We start from the raw sequence: 20,505 nt of genomic DNA, 5'->3' as shown, positions 1-20,505 counted from the left end.
ATGGAACTCGCATTTGTTCTAGTCAAAAGCAAAATGGGTCATGAAATGGATGTCATGAATGATATTCTAAAAATTGATGGCGTAAAGGAAGCAACAGGAACATTTGGTCAATACGATATCTTTGTCAAAGTCCAAGCCTCTACAAGGCCTGAATTGGATAAAATTATTACAAAAAAGATTCGTATAGTGCCAAATGTATTGTCTACAACCACATTGCCCGCACTGCCTGGTAAAAGTACTAAATAGCCCTACAAGTATATCAGTTTAAATTCAAGCCAGTTCAATGACCGCCTGTTTGAAGTTTCTACGTTCAGGCAAGGTCAAAGATATCTATGAACTTCCAGACGGAAACATACTCTTCCATTTTTCAGATCGTGTATCTGCATTTGATGTCAAATTTCCAACTCCTATTCCAAAAAAAGGAGAAGTGCTGTGTAGGTTTGCAGAGTTTTGGTTCAAAAAACTACCTGTACCTAATCACTATGTCCGAACTGAAAACAAAGATAAGATTGTTGTAAAAAAAATGAACATGATTCCAATTGAATGTGTTGTACGAGGCTATCTTTATGGCAGTCTATATCATAGATGGAAAACAGGACAGATCTCTTTACCTACTGGTTCATCCGATCTACTTGCATCCAAGTTACCTACTCCGTTGTTTGATCCTACTACAAAATCTGAAACGCATGATCTACCTTTGACCAAAAAAGACGCTCTTGATAGAAATACTGTGACACCACAAGAGTATGATTGGCTAGAAAATACATCTGTAGAGATTTATCGTCAAATGCACAGGATTGCGGATGATGCTGGATTTATTCTGGCAGATTTGAAATTAGAATTTGGGAAAATCAATGGCTCTATAGTTCTTGGCGATTCCATTGGTCCTGATGAGTACAGGCTATGGCCTAAGGACACATATCGTGTGGGGGAGACGCAAGAAAGTTTCGATAAACAACTACTGCGTGACTGGCTTGCATCTCGTGGATATCAACAAAAATTCGAAGATGAAAGAAATGCAGGAAAAGAACCTGTTGCACCACAACTTCCTGAATCATTATGTCTTGAATTATCTTCAAGATACATTACTGCGTACGAAAAGATAACAAAAACCTCGTTTTAACTCGAATTTCCTTTTTGAGGTTGTTCTGTATTTGGTTTGTCGTTGTACCTTTGATGGTACGATGTTTTCCAATTTTTTCATTTTTTTGAAATTTTTCACATTTTTTGTATTGTTATGATTTTAATCATAACGGTCTGATATTTGTTATACTAGTATGATGATGATACAAGCATTATGAATATGATTCATTTGTAGCACTAAATGTTATAACGAAACTAGAATTTTGGTGTCAAGTCAATCAAACTTGGAACATGAAAAAAAATTACGTATTGGACAAAAAAATGTGATCTCCTGATCTTTTAGGACGATCAGAAAATGAAAATCATCAAATGTCTACATTGCTACAAAAAGAAATCAAAATAAGCAAAATACTTAGCACAAATGCCGATCAAGCAAAAGCCCTTGATGACGCCGCACGGATAAAAATTATCCAAATATTGTATCACAAACAACTCCATACAGAACAAATTGCTGAAGAGCTAAGCAAAAGTGGTTACAAAAAAGCAACCACTACCATTAGACATCATATTGATGTTTTAAAAAATGCTGGACTTATTGAAATTGTAAAAATGGAAGAAGTTAGAGGTGCTGTCATGAAATATTATGGAACATCTGTCCGGGTCATGGGGAATAAACTACCAGCTAATTTTGAAACAGAATTTTCAAAAACAATAACTGACACTTCAGTCAAACTAGAAAAAGTAATAAAAAACATCGCAGAAAATGCAGGTTCTAAAATAAAAAAGAAGAGTACGAAAAATACTAGCGAATCAAATTATGAGGAATACATATTGATGGAAATTCTCAATAGAGCAATGGCAAAAGTGTTTGAAAATAATGGCCAACTGCTTTTGCAAAAGTGATTTTTTATTCTACTTCTATTCTGAAGATCCCCTTAGTATTGGGATCTTGAAGTAAATCGATCATCTCTCTTGGTATTGAATCTGATGCAACATTGCAACCAATTGACAATGTTCGGGGGCATGTGAAATTACTTTTTCTTATCACTATGTCATGAGGATTTGTAAGTGTGAGCTTTTCACTACCGCTACCTGTTATCTTGAATGAAAAATCATTGACCTGTATAGTACATGTTACTTTTGTCTGATCTTTTTTCAATGATTCTTTGATCTTGTCTGGGATTCCAAGACAACCGCATGAAGCTTTTACTCCTACTATGCAATCACCATTTACTGTAAGATTCTCCTCGGTTGTTATCTCGATTGATTTTGGATGCAATGATCTTACATTTTTGTGACCATGGAATGAGATCTCAAAATGCATGATCTCAAGTTGTATAAACTTAAATTAAACCTTCAAAGGATGAATTTTGAAATGCTACCAGCTGCAGCAGGTTATGATAGAGCAATTACGGTCTTTTCTCCAGATGGTAGACTATACCAAGTTGAATATGCTATTGAAACAGTACGAAGAGGAACACTGGCAATTGGGATCAAAAGCAAAGATGGCATAATACTTGCAGTTGAAGAAAAACCACGAAAATTACAAAATTCTGATATTACACAAAAAATATTCCAAGTAGATGATCATATTGGAGTAGCCGCTGCTGGCTATATCCCAGATGCAAGATCACAAGTAGATAATGCAAGATTCTTTTCACAAAGTAACAGAATGATATATGACGAACCAATAGAAGTCGAAGCAGTGGCCAAACACTTGGCTGATCAAGCACAACAGTATACACAATATGCTGGAGTTAGACCATTTGGTGTTGCACTAATAATTGCAGGCATTGATAAAAGTGGAAGCACAATTTACCTGACTGATCCAAGTGGTACTTACATCTCATACGATGCAGTAGCTATTGGTGCAGGTGCAGATCAAGTTACTGAATTTCTAGAAAAGAACTACAAAAAAGACATGTCTGCTGAAGATGCTGCTGCAATGGCAATAGAATCCATTTATCTTGTTAGTGAAGACAAGGAAGGTGTAAAGCACATCAAGATGGCACAAATTCCACTTTCTACAAAACTCTTGACAAGAACCTCTGAAAAAGATATTGAACATTTTGCTGTCAAGGCTAAAGAAAATATTGCCAAGAGACCAAAGTAGAACCTAATATTTTATAACGCTACTATCCATGTACTGTCATTGAAAATTTCTATTGCAATTCCTGATTCTTCTCTGTCTGAAGAACCATCAAAGCTTGACAAAACAATGAAGACAGCGCAAATTGCAAGAGCATGCGCTATCTTTCGAGTAGATACCATTTACATTTACAAAGAATCAAGCGGTTCTGATCGAGACAGATCTTTACTTAGAAATTTACTTCGTTATGTTGAAACTCCTCAATATCTACGAAAGATATTGTATCCATTAAGTGACGATTTTCAATTTGCGGGCAGTATGAGTCCTCTAAAGATCTCATCACATGTACAAACATCTGATCCTAAAAAAATCAAGGCAGGAGATGTAAGAGATGGAGTGGTAGTACAATACAAGGGAAAAAAATACCTCGACGTAGGATTTGAACAACTGATCTCATTTTACAGCAAAGATGAGATTGGGAAACGAATTACAGTTCGATTCAAAGAGGGATATCCTACATTGTCTGTAAAACAGATAGATAAAGACGAGATCAACCAATATTGGGGCTATGATGTCAAAGAAGTATCAAACCTTGCTACATTTCTTGCCGAATGGAGATCTGATATCATACTAACTTCTAGAAAGGGCAAACCTATTCATAAAACACAAAAATACTTTGATGAGATCTCAAATGTTCCTGTTCTTCTTGTCTTTGGCTCTCCAAAAAAAGGAGTTCATGAAATCTTGGGAAAACATGTAGGAAATATACCACGATCTCACACCCTGAACTTTTTCTCAGATCAGGCAACTGAGACAGTTAGACTAGAAGAGGCAATCTTTGGCATTCTTTCAGTTCTAAACGTGCTAACTCGTAACTAGTTTTAATACGGGATCTTCTGGCAAAAGAGTATTGAATAAAAGATTTTTGATTCTTGTAATACTTGTTGGCTCTGCAGGTATTGTCATAGGTGCCATATCTATAATGAAAAGCCTGGTAAACTTTTGGCACTAAGATCTAAATTTTCACGCATGTATTGTCTTGATTTAATTATAGACTTATAATGGGCTTTTTGAACAACTTGGTTTATCAATGGGCCATAGAAAGCATAGCCAACCTAGAAGAGGAAGTCTTGCATATTTGCCAAGGGGCAGAGCGAAGAGCATGGAAGCAAGAATTCGTACATGGCCTGATGTTGAAGCAGAACAGCCAAAACTTCTTGGTTATGCCGGATTCAAGGCAGCATGTATGAGAATCGCAAGCATTGATGACAGAGAAAAGACACCTAACTTTGGTAAACAACTTGTTGGACTTGGTACTGTTGTAGTTACCCCTCCGATGACCATAATTGGAATTAGGGGATATTCTAAGGATAGATATGGAATAGATTCTACTTTTGATGTTTATGCAAAAGATTTGCCTAAAGAAATTTCTAGACTCTTCAAAACAAAGACTGATGAAAAGGGACTGGAAAAAGCAGAAAAATCTCTTGGCATAATAGAAGAACTTTACGCAATTGCAGCTATTCTTCCACGAAAAGCCGGACTTGAACAAAAGAAACCATATGTGTTTGAAGTTGCAGTAAAAGGTGGAGACATTTCAAAGCAATTTACGTTTCTAAAAGACTTGTTAGGAAAAGAAGTCAAAGTGGATCAAGTCTTCCAAAAAGGATCTGAAGTTGATGTAGCTGCAATTACAAAAGGAAAAGGTATTGAAGGTCCAATCACAAGATGGGGTGTAAAGAAAAAGCAACACAAGTCCAGAAAAAGTGTAAGAGCTCTTGGTACTCTAGGTCCAATCAGTCCTGCAACCATCATGTACTCTGTTCCAAGAGCCGGACAACGAGGTTTCCACCAACGAATCCAGTACAACAATAGAATAATGATAGTAAGTAATTCTCAAAATGATGAACTAAAAATTAATCCTCCTGGAGGTTACAAACACTTTGGTCTAGTGGAAGGAGATTACGTCATCTTACGTGGCTCAATTCCTGGAACATATAAGAGACTTGTAAAACTCCGTGCTCCTGTTAGGCCGAAATTATCCAAGGTGACACAACCAAAAATATTGGAGATAATGGTATGAAAGTTCCAGTATTATCCACAACAGGATCTGTTGATGGTGACATTGAGTTACCTCTTGTATTTTCTACTCCTGTTAGAAACGATCTAATTCACAGAGCTTACATTCATCTAGAATCCCATTCATTTCAAAGACAAGGCAGATATCCAAATGCCGGTATGGACGTAGTTGCAGAATCTAACAGTCCTCCTACTGGTCATCATCAAGCAAGAGTTGCAAGAATGGCTGGTGGTGGAGGTGGCAGACAGGGTCAAGCTGGTGGAGTTGCAATGGTTAGAAAGGGAAGACAAGCTCATCCACCAACTTCTGAGCGGGTGATATATAAAATGCTCAACAAAAAAGAAAATAAACTTGCTTTGTGCTCTGCACTTGCTGCAACAACATCATCAACACTTGTAAAACTTAGAGGTCACAAAATAGACAAGATCACAACTCTACCACTAGTTGTATCTGATCAAATTGAATCAGTTTCAAAATCAAAAGAATTGGCAAAGATTCTAGATTCACTAAATCTGACACAAGATGTAGATAGACTGAGAAATAGACTAAAGGGGCGTTCCGGAAAACCTCTTTTAAGAGGTCGTAAAACAAAAGTTGGAAAAAGTATCTTACTAGTTGTAAAAGATTCAAAGAACCTTGCCAAAGCATCAGGCTCATTGTTGGGAGTTGATGTGGTAGACGCGAAGAACCTTAGCGTACTTGATCTGGCTCCAGGTGCACAACCTGTCAGACTAACTGTATTCTCAAAAGGTGCAATTGAAGAAATATCAAAGATAAAATCTCCTCATCTTGAAATTCTGGTGACAACGAAATGAATCTTGAAGAAGCAACTCATATAATATTAAAGCCGTATATTACTGAAAAAACTTTTGCATTAGTAGAAAACGAGAGCAGAATATGCTTTTTGGTAAGAGAAGAAGCTACAAAACCAAAAATTATCGAGGCAATAAAATTGCTCTATAAAGAAGATCCAGTTGGACTAAATGTGTGCAGGACAGTTTATGGCAAAAAAGCATTTGTTAAATTCCAAACAGTTGAAAAGGCACGGGACTTGGCCACCAAGATAGGAATGCTATAATATGGTCAAACTGGAATCAAATAAAGTAGTAGTGAGTATGAATGGTTAAAGAATACAAGTACCGCGGTTTGCAATTAGAAGAGATCCAAAACCTCTCTCTAGAAAAATTATTTGAATTATTGCCATCCAGGGCAAGAAGATCACTTAGACGAGGCATCACTGACGGAAAACGCAAACTTTTAGAAGAAATTAAATCTGCCAAAGCAGGTAAATCTAATACACAAATCAAGACACATCTACGAGATGTCATTATTTTGCCCTATTTTGTGGGATTGACAATTCATGTTTATTCAGGAAAAGAATTCTTACCAGTTACAATTAGACAGGAAATGGTAGGACATTATCTGGGAGAATTTGTAAGAACTAACAAGAGAGTTGTACATGGAGCACCTGGTGTTGGCGCATCTAGGTCTAGTTTGTACGTGCCATTAAAGTGATACATATGCATTTTAGCTACGCCTTCCAAAATTATGATAAAACACGACACGTACGTGCTGCATTACGAGAAAAAACAATATCTCACAAACATGCAAGAGAAATTGCACACACTATCAAAGGAAAATCAATTGAATCTGCAAGGATATACTTGCAATCCGTTGTTGGTCTAGAACGCGCTGTTCCATTCAAAAGATATCATAACGAAGTTGGGCACAAGTCTGATTCTGGTGTAATGTCTGGAAGATATCCTCAAAAAGCAGCATCTGAATTCATACGATTATTAGATAATCTGGAATCAAATGCAGAATATCGTGGAATGGATCTTGATCGTCTAAAAATAATCAATGCAACTGTTCACAAGGGTAGAAAACTGGAAAGATTTACTCCTCGTGCAATGGGTCGTGCTACTCCAAAAGTTGACATTCTTACTCACGTTGAGCTAGTAGCTCAGGAGATTTAACATGTCTTCTGTGAAAAACGTAATCAATGACAGTTACAAGTTGATGCTTCTAAAAGACTATCTTAGAGAGGCAATCAAGGAAGCAGGTTTTTCTGAAGTAGATATTCAAAAAACTCCTACTGGTACAAGGGTAGGATTGCATGTTACAAGACCAGGTATTGTAATTGGAAGAAAAGGTAGTGGAATACGCGATCTTACAAAAGTCTTGGAAACTGATTTTGGTCTTAAAAATCCACAAATTTCAGTAATTGAAATAGTAAAACCAGAACTTGAGCCTAGTGTTATGTGCAATAGAATGTCACAACACCTTGCAAAAGGAACTGCATTTAGACGTGCAGTCATGTGGACCATGCAAACTATAATGGAGGCCGGTGCCATGGGTGTGCAGATTACTACATCTGGAAAATTACGTGGAGACCGTTCTAGTTTTGAAAAACATAGTAAAGGTATACTCCCAAGAGCAGGACATCAAGCAGCAGTAGTGGTTTCAGAAGATATTGCTCATGTACAAACAAAGATGGGTCTTATTGGAGTTAGAATTAGAATAGCAAGAAAGGAAAGATTTGTTCCAGAATTTGAATTCAAGGCTATAAAGAAAGATTTGAAACAAAAATCAGAGTTGCCAGAAGAAGTTGAGATTGTAGAGGAAACTCAGATTGATCCAACCAAACCTCGTACAGAAAGTGAAGCAATTGAAATAGAAGAGAAATTAATCGAATCAGTTGAAACCTTTGAAGAAGTGGAAGAGGAACTCAAGTAATGGCTCGCATAAAAATGAAAACTGTACGGGAATTCAATGAAACAGATCTTAAAGATAGATTGGCACAATTACGTTCGGAATTAACAAAACTAAAGATTGAAGCATCAAAAGGAACATTACGAAAAGATAGTGGAAAGGTAAAACCACTTCGAAGAGATATCGCAAGAGTATTAACCAGATTAAATGAGATGAAATCCAAATGATAACATCACAAAATATATTCTATCATGAATTGATTGGACTTGATACTTCTATAGTGCAATCTAGCAATAATCAACTTGTGGGATTGAGCGGAAAAATACTTGATGAAACAAAATCAATGTTTTTCATTCAAACTGTTACAGGAGTAAAAATGATTCCAAAAAACTACTCTACATGGCAATTTCATATTGATGGCATGCCTGTCAGTGTTAATGGAAACACTATAATGAAAAGATCATATGAAAGAATGGGGGTTAAAGCATGACAAGAAACATAGGTCTTCAAGTAAAAGAACCAAAATCAAAATGTGACGACACTCTTTGTCCATTTCATGGTATTTTGAGTATTCGAGGAAAACTAGTACAAGGTAAAGTAGTCAGTGCAAAAGCACCAAGAACAGTAGTTGTACAACAAGAATTTCCAAGATTGGATATAAAATACAAGAGATATGCACGTAGCCAAAGTAAATTGCATGCTCACAGACCACAATGCATTGATGTAAAAGAAGGAGATGTCGTTCTTACAGCTGAATGTAGGCCTATTTCAAAAAGTGTATCATTTGTAGTAGTTGAGGTAGTATCATAATGGCAGCAACAAAGAGTCGTGCAGTATCTGCAAAAGGTGTTCAAGAATTCCGACCATATGTTACTAGAGCACTTCCACTTGGTGCACAAGTAATTTGTGCTGATAACACAGGTGCCAAGATTTTGGAGATTGTGATGGTTCAAAAAACAAAGACTAGAGTAGCTAGATATCCATCAGCTGCTGTTGGTGACTTTTGTAATGTTGTTGTAAAGAAAGGTCCTGGTGAATTAAGAGGACAAATATTTGGTGCCGTGATTGTAAGACAGAAATATCCTGTAAGAAGATTAAGCGGAGTAAGAGTAACTTTTGAAGATAATGCTGCAGTGCTTGTAACGCCTGAGGGTGAAATCAAAGGCACAGAAATTAAAGGCCCTGTAGCAGTAGAAGCAGCAGAGAAATATCCAAGAATCGCAAACTTGGCATCGATGGTGGTATAAAATGAAACCTACAACAATAAGAAAAAAAATGTTGTATGCTGCATCTCAGCACTTGCAAAGCAAGCAACTTGGTTCACATCTGTCTAAGGATCTAAAAGAAAAATATCATTGCAGTAGTATGCGTGTAATTGAAGGTGATAGCGTTAAAGTATTGCGTGGCGAATTCAAAGGAATTGAAGGTAAAGTTACACGAGTGTCTACCGAAAAAAGAGGTATTGCAATTGAGGGTATAAAACGAGAAAAACTCAAAGGCGGAAATGTTGACATTTACATTCATCCATCAAACGTTATCATTACTTCACTTAATCTTGAAGACAAGTGGAGACAAAGCAGACTTGAAGGACAAAAACCAAAAACTGCAAAAGTAACATCATCTCCTGAAAACAAAGAAACAAAACCAAAAGAACAAAAAGAGGCTAAAAAAGAAAAACCAAAGGAAACAAAGAATGAATCAAAGTCAGATGATAAGAAAGACAAATCTAAAAATGAAAAAAAGGGGACTAAATAATGGTTAGTATTTCAGGCAGTAAAAAACTAAAAAGACAAATGGCTCCACTCTTCTGGGGCATTACAAGAAAAGACAAGAGATTTGTTGTTACTGTCAAACCCGGTGGTCATAAAAAAGATATTTCCATTCCAACTGCAGTGTTTATACGTGATACTCTAAAACTTGCAACTTCTCTGAGAGAAGCAAAATCTGTGATATATGGAGGGAAAGTAAAAGTTGATGGAGTGGTAAGAAGCTCACTTCACCACGGTATTGGCTTGATGGATGTTGTAGAATTGGAAGGAGTATCTGATGTCTATAGGCTTGTACCAAAAGATTTGACTGTTCTAAAACCAATTAAAATTGACTCTTCAGAAAAGACAAAAAAACTACTCAAAGTAACTAGAAAAGTGACAATCAAAGATAAAAAAACTCAACTCGGATTTCATGATGGAAGAACACTTGTTACAGATACTAAAGTAAATGTTGGAGATACATGCGTGGTTGAAGTTCCAAAAACCAAAATACTAAATGTGATAACTCTTGAAAAAGGTGTTCAAGTTATGATAACAAGTGGAGTAAATGCAGGACGTATGGGTAAAATTGTTGAACTAAAGCCTGGAACATTTGTTCTTCCAAAAAGAGCAGATGTTGATTTGGGTGATAGACAAATCGAGATTCCGGCAGACCTAGTAATGGCAGTAGGAAAAGACAAACCTGTCATACAAATCCAGTGATAGATATGGCTAAACAACAAACTGAATCTCCAATGAAAAAGATTTCAATTTCCAAAGTAGTTCTAAACATGGGTGTAGGAAAATCCGGTGAACCACTTGAAAAGGCTAAACGTGCATTAAAACATATTTCTGGTCAACAACCATCACCACGATACGCAAGAGCAACACAACGTGATTGGGGTGTACACAAGGGTGAACCAATCGGTGTTGCAGTGACTGTAAGAAATGAACCTGCAATTCAATTGATTAAGAGATTGTTTGCAGCAAAAGGAAATCAAGTAAAAGGTTCATCATTTGATGACTTTGGAAATCTCTCTTTTGGCATAAGAGAACATATTGATATTCCAGGAGTAAAGTATGATCCACAAGACGGTATCTTGGGATTAGATATTGCTATTTCATTGACAAGACCGGGCTTCAGTATTAGAGTAAGAAGTAAACACAAGGCAAGTATTGGACGCACTCATGTTATAACAGCAGAAGAAGCAAAAGCATTTCTAACCCGTGAGTTTGGAATTCAAGTGGTATAGTATGAAGAATCGTGATTACAAAATAACTGGAAGGACAGAACACAAGTTCGGAAAAGGTTCTAGATGGTGTAAAAGATGTGGCGATTATAATGCAGTAATTCAAAAATATGATCTTGATCTTTGCAGAAGATGCTTTAGAGAAGTTGCCAATTCTTTAGGATTTAGGAAATTCAAGTGATAGATATGCCGACAACTAATATTCTAGCAAACATGTTTGTAACTTTGTACAACACAGAAGCAAGACGAAAGGGAGACTGTGTAGTTCTGCCAACTTCAAAGCTTGCAACCGATGTTCTAAAAACATTGCAAAATCATAGCTATATCGGTGAATTTGAACACGTAGATGACAAGAAAGGTGGAAAGTTCAAGATACAGTTATTGGCTAAAATTACAAAATGTGGAGCAATTACACCTAGATTCAAAGTGAAAAAGGACGGATATGCAAAATGGGAACAACAATATCTACCATCATACTCACGTGGTATGCTGATTGTAACAACAAATCAAGGAGTAATGTCTCATCATGAGGCAATAAAAAAAGGCTTGGGAGGGCTATTGATAGGATTTGTCTACTAAAGAAGTTGAGCTGCATCAGGTTACAATTCCAATTCCAGATTCTGTCAAGGCATCTGTAACTCATAAAATCTTGCATGTTCAAGGACCACTTGGAAAAACAAGAAAAGCATTCAAGAAAATACCTGTAGATTTGCAAATAGAAGGCAAAAATGTTGTATTGAAGTCTGTTGGTGTTCGTAAAAGAGATTATGCAATATTCAAGACTGCGGAATCTATCATCAATACTTTATTCAAAGGAGTCCAAACTGGATATACCTTCAAGATGAAAGTAGTTTATGCACACTTTCCAATCACCGTGAAAATAAAAGATGGATATATCCATGTAGAAAACTTCCAAGGCGAACGTGCTGCTAGGACATCGAAAATATTTGGTGAAACCAAAGTAGTTTCAAAAGGAGATGACATCATAATCACTGGACCCGTACTTACTGATGTTTCACAAACTGCTGGAAGCTTACAACAAAACACCAAAGTCAAAAATAAAGATCATAGAGTTTTCCTTGATGGTGTTTATCTTTTCGAGAAGCTCGACAAGATCGAAAAATAGTCTCAGCAAAGAATAAATCCGCTTATCCTACGAACAAGTCTATTGCCGCCCTAGCTCAGCGTGGTAGAGCAGCTGGCTGTTAACCAGCGGGTCGCCAGTTCAAGTCTGGCGGGCGGCGCTTTAATGTTTCTAAATTCGAATTCTGAAATATTGTTTTTTGTCATGGTTCATCTTGCGCAACATGTTGATGCTGTATATTTCTAAATTCGAGTTGTGAAATATTATAATGCGATCACGTTTTAGTTTATTCTATTAGACAATATGGATCTAATACGGATCATATCATGATGATACATGCAGGAGGTCCACATTGGCCAGAACAAGACGCGCAAATAGATATTGCGTGGATTGTGGGGGTAGATTAGTTTACTATCCTCGCCTTTCAAATCCTAAAGCTCCCAATGAATACAGGGTTCTGGTTTATGCATGTCCCGACTGCACTAAAGATTTTGATAAACCAAAAATGTTTTCAATAAAAAGAAATGTGGTAGATGAGCCAATAGAAACTGTGGAAATAGAAATTGTTCAAGCGCGTGAGAAAATCCCTGAGATGATAAAAACTGTAAATTGACAAAAATATTAAGTACATCTTTTCACACGAAAAAATCATGAGAGTGTTTTACACTCAAAAACTTGATGACATTTTAGGAAGAATTGAATTATCTGACTGGAGGCAAAGATTGCAAAAACCACTTGGTCTAATAGAACATACCTTGTCTGACAACTGGAAATCTTGTGCATTGGGAGAAAGAATGAGAAGAGAGGGAAAAGATATTGATAAAGTAAAAGACCTAACTCCGGAGGCAGTAAAATTGGGATTTGCTTTTGCAACTGCTGTGAAAAAAAGAGACAGTAATGAAGCGCTTGAGATACTTGAGCAAATAGAAAAACTTCCTACCATATGGCGTCATCCTGAAGAATCTCTAGTTTAATTTTTAGTAAATTCTTGTTTTTCTGACCTAGTTTTTAGCTAAATACCCTCCAGTTTTAGGGCTAATCTGTACTCAAAACCCCTGAAATTCTAGACTTTTCCTACCACGTTGCGCTCATTTTTTGTCAACGTATTCTAAAATTTAAAAAATGAACGCCAAAATAGGTCAAAAAAAGGGGGTTTAACTTTTATTCATGCTACAAAAGAATATGGGGACTCTTGTGGGGAGATGGGGGTGGTTTGACTGTTGGCTTTCATATGTACGCACAAGTGTTACACCCCCCCTAAAATCAGGCATTTTTGAAAAAATCATGTCATTCCTAGTGGTAGGAAAATAACAGGGGGTTTAGCCTTCAGGCATGAATCTAAAAAACCGTTATTTTTAGTCAAATTGGTTGTCAAAAGGATATTTTTGGGCGGAAAATTTGATCTCAAATCTATTATTGGAAAATTACATCACGTGATTATTTTTTCTGAATTATCTTGCCAAATGTGGTAACTAGTAAACCTGGTAGTCATGTTGGAAATGATTCTAGTTGTGAAACTATGACCGAATTAATATCATCGTGAGAGAATCACAAAAACCCTCACGATTCTAGGCCTGGTCAGTTATGGGTAGCCATTTAGTGAAGTGCTCTGATGACATCTTAAGTCTCCAGTGGAATTTTGTGGATATTTTAGCTTGGTTTTTTTAAACTCTACACTAGACATGTACAGTATGGTCATGTCTATAATTGCATGATGGACACTGAAATATCTGATGCATGTCTCCCTTGATGTCTTTTTCTATCTTAGAAATCAATTTATCCATGGCGAGTCCGTTTCTTGGACAGTCATAACTTGGGCATGGCATATCATAGTCTAATATGTGATCAAGACAAAAATACCCTAGTTTTGACGAATAGATGCCTTCTTTACCGCACTTAGTTTTCTCACATTTTCTTTCCTTATGAAAAAAACCCTTTGGAACTCTGTTTGCCCGTATGTCTAATTCCACCATTTCTTTCTAATTTTATCATCATGATGTGTTATTTGTTTTTATTACAAACAAGTGAATATTAGCTTCCGTTTTGCCTCTAAAATATGAGGCTAGGACTTGTAATTACCGGCATCTTTATTGTCATGTTTTCCATTTTCTCGTATTATCTTGCACCTCATTTTATTACGTCTTCCGTACATTCTTTTGTTAATTCTGTGTCTGGGGGAAATGTGAATACTGTATCACTTTTGCACCAGATGGGGTACCCATCATTGCATGAAGTTATGCCTATTTTTCAATATTCTTTAATAGGACTTACAGTTGTAGGGATGGGAATAATGGCATTTGGCATGGTGGCAAAAAAGATTCCAAAGTCTATATCTGTAAAACTTGTTACAGAAAAGTCTGAAGATCTACAACTGGATGTAAAACCGCCCATCTCTAAAAAAGAACCCCTTTCTGATACTTCAAAGGACAAGGCAACAGAAGTGGGGGCTGTAAGTGAAGTGCTTACTAAGCTAGAGACTGAACTAAAGGAAATGAAATTGGGATATGAAAATCATAGGCAGCATCTAGAGTCTGAAAAAACTAAACTTGAACAAAAAGAAAGAGAAAAGATGGCCAAAATTATATCCACTGGAGAAGTTATGATAAGAGAGATCACTCCTGACAAATTTAATGATAGAGTATTGTATTATGTCAACTTGAAAAATAAAGAAACTGGCAAGCTAGTTGATTTATCGTTACTTGCAGAAAAATTCAAGACAATGAAAAAGACAATGGATGCTGATGATGAATTATTTTCTACCTCTCCTGGGTTTTAGATATAGGATTTAGATATTGTATTTATGTACTCGGTTTATCTGATTGAGATTGTAACACCTTTTCAGCAAGACTCAATTTTGCCTCCATGATTCCGAGAAGAGCTATATTAATTCGTGCCAGGTGTTCATCTATGCTCTCTGAATCATTTTTTAAATTCCTTAACTTGATTGCTTCCACTTCAAGCGCAATATCTGAAATGTATTGTGTGAACATGTCTGAAAAAGTGGGTGATTTTGAATTAAGCGTGATCTTTTGTTCCATGTAATCTGTATTCGCTCCATGTATAAAATATTCATCTTCCAAAAAATGGTAATAACTAATTATGTTAATCTCTTAATGATGGGAATTGTAAAATTTATTCTCCAAAAAAAGAAAATGATGTATATTTCACGCGTTTATCAATATGCTAATTAAGAGCAATATTTCAAAATTCGAATATGGAAAGATATGAAATTAACTTGGCTGTTACAAAAAAACCCACTGATATAGAAATACAAAAAATTCAAGAGTTTTTTATCGAAATGCCTCTTTCTGAGATCCTATCTGGTTTAAATTTTGCACATAGGAGATGGACCGCAAAGGATGCAGGAGTACTCAAAGTAGGTAGAAAGAGCATAATACGCAAAGAAATTCACTCTGTTACTGCAGAACAAGCTCAGTGGAGATTAAAAAACTGGAAAATGATGATCGCAAACTATAGGAAAATGGGTTATAGTTACCCCACCATATCTAGGATAAAAAAACACTTTGTAGAATTGAGTAAAAAACGCTCTAGATAGGTTCTGGAGCCTTTGCTGTGGAACCAAGTGTTGGAGGAAGATCAGGCAGACTTTGTCTTACATGACCTTCTAGTATGGATTGTGCTTCTTCTAATATCTGGTTTGTCTCAGAGTTTGTAGTATCTAACGTGAATGTGTTATCACCACTAACTGATGCACCTGACATGATTTCTCCCAATATGTTTGACAAATCTGTCATGGAAGAATCTGCTGCAGGCATCAATCCGCTAAGGCCTGTTCCAAGTCCCTTGATTATGGACATACATGGACTTAGAGTTACCACCACATCTCCAAGCTCGGATATTGTGTTCAATCTGAGTTGAATCTGTTCCATGGCAAGTTTTGCACCTGTGACCATCCTGTTCATTTTTCTAATCTCATTCAATTCTATTGCATATGCATTAGAATATGCACCGTTGTGCGATCTTACTGCTTCAACAACTTTTTTGAATATGAAATCATCTTTTTCCTTGAGTTTTTTTGAGATAGAATCTAGTTTTATTATCTGTAATTGTAATTTTTTCTGAGCCTCATCGATCTTTGGTTTCAATGGGGCGTCTGGTTTTACCTTGTCCATTACTTTTTGAGAAATACTTTCTTTTTGCACGTTCCACTTGTTTGTAAAGTTCATTTGTTACTGCGCATGATTCACAATGATGCTTTAAACACTCATGTTCTCACTTGATGTGTAACTACAGTTACAGCCTACTGAAGTTACACTCGCAATTGGCTTTAATATTTCTAAATTCGAATTTAGAAATATACTATATTGATCAACCAAAGGTAAATGTGTATATTTGAAAACCAGGATGTCCTATTATTGTAAGAGTGTGTGATCCTGCCTGCTGTGAGGATACAATGTTGTACAATCTGTTCTCCGAGATTGTAACTAGTCCATTTTTGGTGTCTTGACCTTGGTCACTATTTGTGATTGTTTTGCCATCTAGCAAAATTTGGATTTGATTGCCAATTCCTGATGCTACTATGTGGACGTCTTTGGCAGAATATGGCAGTACTATTTTTCCATTATCTGATACAAGCTTCATGCTGTCGTGAAGATTCTGCCATTGGCCGTCCAAGTAAAAGTGATCTTTTTGTAATTCAGAAGGCATGGTATATCTGACTATTTTTTCTGGTTGAAATCCTTCTGGATTTCCAAAATAGTTTCTCCCATCTGCAAAATCATATCCGAAATAAAGCTCAGGGGTCTGATATAGTGAAAATGCATGCTCTTGTAAATTTACCAAGCCCTGATCTGCGGTGATGTTTAGTCCAAGTCTGTGTGCTCGCTGATCAAGCAATTGTTGTATGACTTGTTCTGTTTGATCGTACTCTCCTTCTCCAAAGTTTGTATGTCGTATGTGTCCCATGTCATCTGTTATGTATTCTGCTGGCCAATATCTGTTTGAAAATGCATCCCATGTTCTGTGATCACTATCTAATACTATCGGATATGTCAAATTGTATTTTTGTACTGCCATTTTTACATTGTTAGGATCTTTTTCAAATTCAAATTCTGGAGAGTGTACTCCTATTATCAATAATCCTTTGTCTGCATATTTGTCATTCCATGCTTTAAGATATGGAAACGTTCTGATGCAGTTTATGCAACTATATGTCCAGAAATCATACAATATCACTTTGTCTTTCATTTTTGTTTGTAATTCTTCTGGAGTTGTATTTATGTAACTTGCAATTCCTGTTAGACCTGGAGCAAGTGGATAATTGTTTTCATCTTGGTATGACGATGTGTTTGAAATATGGTTTGTTCCAAGTTTTGTACCGTTTATAATTGAAAAATTTCCAGCATTTTGAGTTGTTTTATCTAATGATGTCAAAAATGCTTCTACACCTACTATCAGGGCAACTATGATTACCGCACCAATTGCTGCGGTTTTAATCTCTTTTTTCATATTTTCATCCTAATAACAGATTGTTTAGTAGTGGAAAGCTTGCAATTGCAGCAAGTTGATTAGTGTACACTAGAATACCTAATGTGATGATAAGAGATCCCATTATGACTGTATAGTATCTGAGATGTCGACTCATTGATCTTATGAATCGGGTGAATCTGGAAAAAAACACTCCCATTATGATAAATGGAATTCCTAATCCAAGTGAATAGCTAAGAAGTAATAAAAATGCATGACTGGGGGTTGTAGCAGCAAGAGTCAAAATACTGCCAAGTATTGGTCCTATACATGGTGTCCAGCCAGTTGCAAATGCAAGACCAAATACAAACGAGAGTGGATAACTTGATTTTGTTCTATTTGGTATGATCTTTTTTTCAAAATTAAGTTTTGATATTTTGGAAGATAATAACATGAACACTCCGAATGCTGCTATGATGATGCCCCCAATGTGATTAAAATTTGTAAAAAGTGTACCTGCAGTTGTTACAAGTACGCTGTTTAAAACTACTCCTAGTATAGAAAATACAATCGTAAACCCTGCTACAAAAAATAATGTGTTCATTATTATGTTGAGTCTGTTTACTGAAATGTTTACAGTGCCATTGTTTTTCTGAAGTTCTGTTATAGTGCTTCCTGAAATATATGCCAGAAATGCTGGAATCATTGGTAAAATGCATGGTGCAAGAAACGAACCCAATCCTGCTACTGCTGCAATGCCTATGCTAAGTTCTACCATTGCATTACAAGTGTTGTTTTTTTATTAATACCTTGTTCCAAATCTCTTCCAAATCAACACTTAGATAACTTGAAATTTTTTTCCTGCCTTTTCTAACGTGTCTAATGATTGCAATATCATGTCTTTTGTGAGCCAATCTGTTATGGATATTCTTATTCTGGCTTCTCCCTGACTTACGGTTGGATATCTTATAGGGTGAGCAAATATTCTGTTTTCTCTTAAATATTTGGCAAATTCCAAGGTTTTTTTCTCATCTTTTGTTATTATCGGTATGATGTGACTCTGTGATTCTATGTTGTATCCTATGGATTTCAAACCTGAAGTAAACAACCTTGTTTTTTCCCATAATCCAAGTCTATTTTTTTCTCTGTTTGTCTGAATTCTTTTTAGTGCAAGGTCTGCCAAAAAACCAGGCAATGCTGATGTGTAAATAAACGATCTTGATGTGTTTATTGCAAGTTCGATTATTTCCTTGTTTGCTGCAATATATCCTCCAAATGCGCCCAATGCTTTGCTTAAACTACTTATGTAGACATCAACGTTTTTTGTAACTCTGAACTGATCTGCAGAACCTTTTCCATCTCTACCTACTACGAAATCTCCATGTGCATCATCTAGTAATAAAAATGCATTATTTTCTCTACATATTTTTGCGATATCATCAAGTTTTGCAAAATCACCGTTCATTGAAAATATGCCCTCTGTTATTACGAATTTGTGCTTGGCCTTGTTCTTTAATTTTTTTTCCAAATCTGTGATATTGTTATGCTCATAGATTGTTTTCTTTGCAGGTGATAATCTACATGCGTCAATTATGCTTGCATGGTTTAGCTCATCACTTACTATTAGATCATTTTTTTGAGCCAGTGCAGGAATTATCCCGAGATTTGCCATGTATCCTGTTGGAAATACCAGCGCTGCCTCTTTTGACTTGTGATGTGCTAGAACATTTTCTAATTTCTTAAATGATATATCATTTCCTGCAATTAATCTTGAACTTGATTGTATTTGAGATACAACTGGTTTGAAACCTAGTCCTAGATAATCATTGGATGATAAATTGATATGCTTTCTTCCGTTGATTGTGATATAAGGTCCCGCAACCTTGTTGTACACAAGTGTACGATACAAGTTGTTCTCTTTGATATTCTTTAATTTTTCTTTGATAAAACTAGTTTTAGGCTTCAAGGCCTATTTTTGATATCATCTGAAAGTCATCAGGTGGTGAGTTTCCCCCAATAGTGAGATATCCTCCAGTGATAATACCATTTGCGCCTCCAAGTAGTGCTCTTTCTTGATCATTTGAAAGGTAGACTTCTCGTCCTCCAGCTATTTTCAATATTGTTTTTGGCATCAAGAATCTAAAGACAGCAATTGTTCTAAGTATCTCAGATATTGATAATCTTGTTTGTAATTCAAGTGGGGTTCCCTGCTGTGGTACCAGTACATTTATTGGGCATTCTTCTGGACTGAGCCCTGCAAGATCTAATCCAAGCTCCAGTCTTTGCATTCTTGTCTCTCCCATTCCTATTATGCCACCACAACACAATTCTAAACCTGCATTTTTAACAATAAGATTAGTTTCCATTCTATCATCGTATGTATGTGTAGTACATATTTGAGAAAAGAAACTTCTTGGAGCTTCTAGATTGTGGTTGTACCTCTTTACTCCAAGTTTTTTTAATTTCAATGCCATGTCTTGAGTAATAAACCCGAGAGAACAATTGACTTCAATTCCGACCTCCTTGTTGATCTTGTCTATTATTGAAGAAATTTGCTCAAAATCTTTTTCTGTTGGTCCACGCCATGCGCAAACAAGACAAAAGCTTTTCACTCCGTCATTTTTTGAAAGCATTGCATTTTGGACTATTGTCTCTGGCGGTAACAATTTGTATGTATCAATATCTGTTTTGTAAAATGCGGACTGTGAACAAAATGAACAATCTTCTTGACATTTGCCTTTTTTTGCATTTATCAAAGATTCTACATCTACCACATTGCCACATAGTTTTCGTGTGATCTCATTAGCCGCATCAGATAAAATTTGTAAATATTCTTCTGGCGTGTTGATTAATCTGTCCGATTCTTCTTTTGAGATTTTTTGCCCTGACAGAACCTTTTCTTTACATGCTGTTATGAATTCGATCTCACTAGACATTGACATACTTGGCTTTTAATCCATTAATTAAGATTCTTTTAATTGTAAACCTGATACTCTGTGATGGTTTACCATGTATGGTTTGAATATTTTTAA

33 protein-coding genes and 1 tRNA gene are annotated in these 20,505 nt (G+C 36.1%); 26 read left to right on the top strand and 8 right to left on the bottom strand.

Translation table 11 applies throughout. The annotated features are described in order from the left end of the window. The 3 genes from NSIN_RS07275 to NSIN_RS07265 all read left to right on the top strand — a co-directional run bounded on the left by NSIN_RS07275 (position 1) and on the right by NSIN_RS07265 (position 1,986). Positions 1 to 246, top strand: a complete 246-nt coding sequence (locus NSIN_RS07275) for an Lrp/AsnC family transcriptional regulator (RefSeq protein ID WP_101010531.1) — start codon at positions 1 to 3, stop codon at positions 244 to 246. Between the two features lie 49 nt (positions 247 to 295). Further along, on the top strand, positions 296 to 1,123 hold the full coding sequence (purC, locus tag NSIN_RS07270) for a phosphoribosylaminoimidazolesuccinocarboxamide synthase (protein WP_101010530.1): 828 nt from the start codon (positions 296 to 298) through the stop codon (positions 1,121 to 1,123). 329 nt (positions 1,124 to 1,452) lie between these two features. Beyond that, the gene (locus tag NSIN_RS07265) at positions 1,453 to 1,986 is read left to right on the top strand and encodes an ArsR/SmtB family transcription factor (protein ID WP_101010529.1); all 534 of its coding nucleotides are present in this window, start codon (positions 1,453 to 1,455) and stop codon (positions 1,984 to 1,986) included. 4 nt (positions 1,987 to 1,990) lie between these two features. Here NSIN_RS07265 and NSIN_RS07260 read toward each other — a convergent pair whose 3' ends face one another. Continuing rightward, positions 1,991 to 2,407: a DUF371 domain-containing protein gene (locus NSIN_RS07260; RefSeq protein ID WP_101010528.1), complete on the bottom strand. Its 417-nt coding sequence runs from the start codon at positions 2,405 to 2,407 to the stop codon at positions 1,991 to 1,993. A gap of 51 nt (positions 2,408 to 2,458) precedes the next feature. On the opposite strand from NSIN_RS07260, the gene psmA reads away from it, so the two are divergent. The 21 genes from psmA to NSIN_RS07155 all read left to right on the top strand — a co-directional run bounded on the left by psmA (position 2,459) and on the right by NSIN_RS07155 (position 13,020). Next, positions 2,459 to 3,196: an archaeal proteasome endopeptidase complex subunit alpha gene (gene psmA / locus NSIN_RS07255; RefSeq protein ID WP_101010612.1), complete on the top strand. Its 738-nt coding sequence runs from the start codon at positions 2,459 to 2,461 to the stop codon at positions 3,194 to 3,196. A gap of 39 nt (positions 3,197 to 3,235) precedes the next feature. Then, positions 3,236 to 4,051, top strand: a complete 816-nt coding sequence (locus NSIN_RS07250; RefSeq protein WP_101010527.1) for a putative RNA uridine N3 methyltransferase — start codon at positions 3,236 to 3,238, stop codon at positions 4,049 to 4,051. 211 nt (positions 4,052 to 4,262) lie between these two features. Then, on the top strand, positions 4,263 to 5,255 hold the full coding sequence (locus tag NSIN_RS07245; RefSeq protein ID WP_101010526.1) for a 50S ribosomal protein L3: 993 nt from the start codon (positions 4,263 to 4,265) through the stop codon (positions 5,253 to 5,255). Continuing rightward, entirely contained in the window at positions 5,252 to 6,067 is an 816-nt protein-coding gene (rplD, locus tag NSIN_RS07240) for a 50S ribosomal protein L4 (protein ID WP_101010525.1), read from the top strand. The genes NSIN_RS07245 and rplD overlap by 4 nt, the downstream gene beginning before the upstream one ends. Beyond that, positions 6,064 to 6,330 (top strand): 50S ribosomal protein L23, encoded by a 267-nt coding sequence (gene rplW / locus NSIN_RS07235; protein ID WP_101010524.1) that lies wholly within the window; start codon positions 6,064 to 6,066, stop codon positions 6,328 to 6,330. The genes rplD and rplW overlap by 4 nt, the downstream gene beginning before the upstream one ends. Before the next feature lie 41 nt (positions 6,331 to 6,371). Continuing rightward, on the top strand, positions 6,372 to 6,767 hold the full coding sequence (locus NSIN_RS07230) for a 30S ribosomal protein S19 (protein WP_101010523.1): 396 nt from the start codon (positions 6,372 to 6,374) through the stop codon (positions 6,765 to 6,767). A gap of 5 nt (positions 6,768 to 6,772) precedes the next feature. Beyond that, positions 6,773 to 7,228, top strand: coding sequence for a 50S ribosomal protein L22 (locus NSIN_RS07225; RefSeq protein ID WP_101010522.1), 456 nt, complete (start codon positions 6,773 to 6,775; stop codon positions 7,226 to 7,228). Position 7,229: 1 nt separating this feature from the next. After that, positions 7,230 to 7,988 (top strand): 30S ribosomal protein S3, encoded by a 759-nt coding sequence (locus tag NSIN_RS07220; protein WP_101010521.1) that lies wholly within the window; start codon positions 7,230 to 7,232, stop codon positions 7,986 to 7,988. Beyond that, positions 7,988 to 8,191: a 50S ribosomal protein L29 gene (rpmC, locus tag NSIN_RS07215; protein WP_101010520.1), complete on the top strand. Its 204-nt coding sequence runs from the start codon at positions 7,988 to 7,990 to the stop codon at positions 8,189 to 8,191. The genes NSIN_RS07220 and rpmC overlap by 1 nt, the downstream gene beginning before the upstream one ends. Continuing rightward, entirely contained in the window at positions 8,188 to 8,454 is a 267-nt protein-coding gene (locus NSIN_RS07210; RefSeq protein ID WP_101010519.1) for a ribonuclease P protein component 1, read from the top strand. Before rpmC ends, NSIN_RS07210 begins: the two co-directional genes overlap by 4 nt. After that, positions 8,451 to 8,774: a 30S ribosomal protein S17 gene (locus NSIN_RS07205; protein WP_101010518.1), complete on the top strand. Its 324-nt coding sequence runs from the start codon at positions 8,451 to 8,453 to the stop codon at positions 8,772 to 8,774. Before NSIN_RS07210 ends, NSIN_RS07205 begins: the two co-directional genes overlap by 4 nt. Beyond that, positions 8,774 to 9,211: a 50S ribosomal protein L14 gene (locus NSIN_RS07200; protein WP_101010517.1), complete on the top strand. Its 438-nt coding sequence runs from the start codon at positions 8,774 to 8,776 to the stop codon at positions 9,209 to 9,211. The genes NSIN_RS07205 and NSIN_RS07200 overlap by 1 nt, the downstream gene beginning before the upstream one ends. Before the next feature lies 1 nt (position 9,212). Continuing rightward, positions 9,213 to 9,719, top strand: coding sequence for a 50S ribosomal protein L24 (rplX, locus tag NSIN_RS07195; protein ID WP_101010516.1), 507 nt, complete (start codon positions 9,213 to 9,215; stop codon positions 9,717 to 9,719). Beyond that, positions 9,719 to 10,435, top strand: coding sequence for a 30S ribosomal protein S4e (locus NSIN_RS07190; RefSeq protein WP_101010515.1), 717 nt, complete (start codon positions 9,719 to 9,721; stop codon positions 10,433 to 10,435). Before rplX ends, NSIN_RS07190 begins: the two co-directional genes overlap by 1 nt. A gap of 5 nt (positions 10,436 to 10,440) precedes the next feature. Beyond that, entirely contained in the window at positions 10,441 to 10,965 is a 525-nt protein-coding gene (locus NSIN_RS07185) for a 50S ribosomal protein L5 (RefSeq protein ID WP_101010611.1), read from the top strand. Position 10,966: 1 nt separating this feature from the next. Beyond that, a complete protein-coding gene (locus NSIN_RS07180) occupies positions 10,967 to 11,143 on the top strand; it encodes a 30S ribosomal protein S14 (protein WP_101010514.1) in 177 nt (58 codons plus the stop codon). 5 nt (positions 11,144 to 11,148) lie between these two features. Further along, entirely contained in the window at positions 11,149 to 11,541 is a 393-nt protein-coding gene (locus NSIN_RS07175; protein WP_101010513.1) for a 30S ribosomal protein S8, read from the top strand. Continuing rightward, complete coding sequence (locus NSIN_RS07170) at positions 11,531 to 12,088, top strand: 50S ribosomal protein L6 (RefSeq protein ID WP_101010512.1); 558 nt, start codon at positions 11,531 to 11,533, stop codon at positions 12,086 to 12,088. The genes NSIN_RS07175 and NSIN_RS07170 overlap by 11 nt, the downstream gene beginning before the upstream one ends. 44 nt (positions 12,089 to 12,132) lie before the next feature. Then, positions 12,133 to 12,206: transfer RNA gene (locus tag NSIN_RS07165), tRNA-Asn, on the top strand. 192 nt (positions 12,207 to 12,398) lie between these two features. Beyond that, positions 12,399 to 12,659: a hypothetical protein gene (locus tag NSIN_RS07160; RefSeq protein WP_101010511.1), complete on the top strand. Its 261-nt coding sequence runs from the start codon at positions 12,399 to 12,401 to the stop codon at positions 12,657 to 12,659. A 37-nt stretch (positions 12,660 to 12,696) separates the two neighbouring features. Further along, positions 12,697 to 13,020, top strand: coding sequence for a hypothetical protein (locus NSIN_RS07155; protein WP_245871939.1), 324 nt, complete (start codon positions 12,697 to 12,699; stop codon positions 13,018 to 13,020). Positions 13,021 to 13,722: 702 nt separating this feature from the next. Here NSIN_RS07155 and NSIN_RS07150 read toward each other — a convergent pair. Further along, positions 13,723 to 14,019: a hypothetical protein gene (locus tag NSIN_RS07150; RefSeq protein WP_101010509.1), complete on the bottom strand. Its 297-nt coding sequence runs from the start codon at positions 14,017 to 14,019 to the stop codon at positions 13,723 to 13,725. 209 nt (positions 14,020 to 14,228) lie between these two features. Between NSIN_RS07150 and NSIN_RS07145 the strand changes: the two genes are divergently transcribed. Beyond that, positions 14,229 to 14,822, top strand: coding sequence for a hypothetical protein (locus tag NSIN_RS07145; protein ID WP_133124111.1), 594 nt, complete (start codon positions 14,229 to 14,231; stop codon positions 14,820 to 14,822). A gap of 22 nt (positions 14,823 to 14,844) precedes the next feature. Here NSIN_RS07145 and NSIN_RS07140 read toward each other — a convergent pair whose 3' ends face one another. Next, positions 14,845 to 15,084 carry a hypothetical protein gene (locus tag NSIN_RS07140; protein WP_133124110.1) on the bottom strand — a complete coding sequence of 80 codons (240 nt, stop codon included), beginning with the start codon at positions 15,082 to 15,084 and terminating at the stop codon, positions 14,845 to 14,847. 176 nt (positions 15,085 to 15,260) lie between these two features. Here NSIN_RS07140 and NSIN_RS07135 point away from each other — a divergent pair, with 176 nt between their 5' ends. Further along, positions 15,261 to 15,602 (top strand): hypothetical protein, encoded by a 342-nt coding sequence (locus NSIN_RS07135; RefSeq protein ID WP_101010506.1) that lies wholly within the window; start codon positions 15,261 to 15,263, stop codon positions 15,600 to 15,602. On the opposite strand, the gene NSIN_RS07130 is transcribed toward NSIN_RS07135, so the two are convergent. The 5 genes from NSIN_RS07130 to bioB form a co-directional block, all read right to left on the bottom strand. Further along, positions 15,595 to 16,233, bottom strand: coding sequence for a Snf7 family protein (locus NSIN_RS07130; RefSeq protein ID WP_101010505.1), 639 nt, complete (start codon positions 16,231 to 16,233; stop codon positions 15,595 to 15,597). The genes NSIN_RS07135 and NSIN_RS07130 overlap by 8 nt on opposite strands. Before the next feature lie 142 nt (positions 16,234 to 16,375). Next, the gene (locus NSIN_RS07125; RefSeq protein ID WP_101010504.1) at positions 16,376 to 17,515 is read right to left on the bottom strand and encodes a redoxin domain-containing protein; all 1,140 of its coding nucleotides are present in this window, start codon (positions 17,513 to 17,515) and stop codon (positions 16,376 to 16,378) included. A 4-nt stretch (positions 17,516 to 17,519) separates the two neighbouring features. Further along, a complete protein-coding gene (locus tag NSIN_RS07120) occupies positions 17,520 to 18,251 on the bottom strand; it encodes a cytochrome c biogenesis CcdA family protein (protein ID WP_101010503.1) in 732 nt (243 codons plus the stop codon). Between the two features lie 60 nt (positions 18,252 to 18,311). After that, positions 18,312 to 19,439: an aminotransferase class I/II-fold pyridoxal phosphate-dependent enzyme gene (locus NSIN_RS07115; protein WP_101010502.1), complete on the bottom strand. Its 1,128-nt coding sequence runs from the start codon at positions 19,437 to 19,439 to the stop codon at positions 18,312 to 18,314. Continuing rightward, positions 19,429 to 20,409 carry a biotin synthase BioB gene (gene bioB / locus NSIN_RS07110; RefSeq protein ID WP_101010501.1) on the bottom strand — a complete coding sequence of 327 codons (981 nt, stop codon included), beginning with the start codon at positions 20,407 to 20,409 and terminating at the stop codon, positions 19,429 to 19,431. The genes NSIN_RS07115 and bioB overlap by 11 nt, the downstream gene beginning before the upstream one ends. Positions 20,410 to 20,505 lie beyond the last annotated feature (96 nt).

This window comes from Candidatus Nitrosotalea sinensis (assembly GCF_900143675.1).
In the GTDB taxonomy this organism is placed as follows: domain Archaea; phylum Thermoproteota; class Nitrososphaeria; order Nitrososphaerales; family Nitrosopumilaceae; genus Nitrosotalea; species Nitrosotalea sinensis.
The sequence above is the reverse complement of the archived record's forward strand: the minus strand, read 5'-3'. Positions and strand labels throughout refer to the sequence as shown.